The following is a 1,521-nucleotide window of genomic DNA, read 5'->3' on the forward strand; positions in this document are numbered from 1 at the left end:
GAAGGAGGCTTGAGATGGCCTGGACCCAAGATCAGATGGCCGCGCGCGCGGCCCAGGAGCTGGAAGACGGCTTCTACGTCAACCTCGGCATCGGCATCCCGACGCTGGTGGCCAACCATGTGCCCGCGAGCAAGGAAGTCTGGCTGCAGAGCGAGAACGGCATGCTGGGCATCGGCCCCTTCCCGACCGAGGACGAGGTCGACGCCGACCTTATCAACGCCGGCAAGCAAACGGTGACCACGCTGCCCGGCAGCAGCATCTTTGGCAGCCACGACAGCTTCGCGATGATCCGCGCCGGCAAGATCAACCTCAGCATCCTGGGCGCCATGCAGGTCAGCGGCAGCGGTGACCTGGCCAACTGGATGATCCCSGGCAAGATGGTMAAGGGCATGGGCGGCGCSATGGATCTSGTCGCCGGCGTCAAGCGCGTCRTCGTSSTGATGGAGCATGTCGCCAAGAAGAMGGACGGCAGCGAAGACCTCAAGATCATCCCCAGCTGCACGCTGCCGCTGACGGGCGTGGGCGTCGTCGACCGCATCATCACGGACCTGGGCGTCTTCGACGTCGTGCCCGGCGGCATCAAGCTCGTCGAGCTGGCCGAGGGCGTCACGCGTGAACAAGCGCAAAGCAAGACAGGGGTTCCGTTGCTCTGAGGTAAATCAAGCCTCGCATCCCCAGTTCATGGGCCAGGACGGGTCGGCGCAAGCTGGCCCGTTTGCGTTGGGCGGAGCATTCTTCGAACAACAGCGAGGCCACCATGCGCGCACCACCGACGCCTGAAGTCGAGACCATCGCCCCCGCACTCGAGACAAGTGCAGACCTGAACCCCGGCGGCATCGCGGCCGCCGCTACGGCAGCGGCTTTGCTGGCTGCCTGCGGTGGAGGAGGGGGAGGCGATGCGCCGACCCCATCGCCGTCACCACCGCCTCCGCCGCCACCTCCACCCCCACCCCCGCCGCCACCCGGCATCACCGACGCCGAAGCCGCGCGTTTCCTGGCCCAGGCCGGCTTTGCCGCGAGCGCAGCCGACATCGCCACCGTCAAGGCCAATGGCTACGCCGCCTGGCTGGACGCGCAGTTCGCGCTGCCGGTCAGCGATGGCCATTTCGACTGGATGGTGGCCAATGGCTATGCCATCGTTGACCACCGCAATGACTTCGGCGGCGCCGACAACACGCTGTGGCGCAAGCTGCTGTCCGCGCCCGATTCGCTGCGCCAGCGCGTTGTGCTGGCCCTGAGCGAGATCTTCGTCATCTCCATGAGCGGCCTGCCCATGCCCTGGCGGGGCTTCGCCATCGCCTGCTATGTGGACATGCTGGAGCAGCGCTGCTTTGGCAGCTACCGCGATCTGCTGAACGCGGTGACGCTGTCCAATGGCATGGGCGTGTATCTCGCCACGCGCGGCAACCTCAAGGAAGACACCAACACTGGCCGCGTCCCCGACGAGAACTACGCCCGCGAGGTCATGCAGCTGTTCAGCATCGGCCTCTACCAGCTCAATGCCGACGGCACGCTCAAGCT

The 1,521-nt window shown here is 66.2% G+C and carries 2 protein-coding genes; both read left to right on the top strand.

Annotation, left to right across the window (positions count from 1 at the left end; translation table 11 throughout):
* Positions 1 to 14 precede the first annotated feature (14 nt).
* Positions 15 to 653: a 3-oxoacid CoA-transferase subunit B gene (locus AC1DU6_RS30825; protein WP_477861904.1), complete on the top strand. Its 639-nt coding sequence runs from the start codon at positions 15 to 17 to the stop codon at positions 651 to 653.
* Between the two features lie 104 nt (positions 654 to 757).
* Positions 758 to 1,521 (top strand): DUF1800 family protein (locus AC1DU6_RS30830; RefSeq protein ID WP_477861906.1); only part of this gene is annotated, 764 nt, incomplete at its 3' end.

It is taken from the genome of Roseateles sp. P5_B10 (assembly GCF_056400485.1).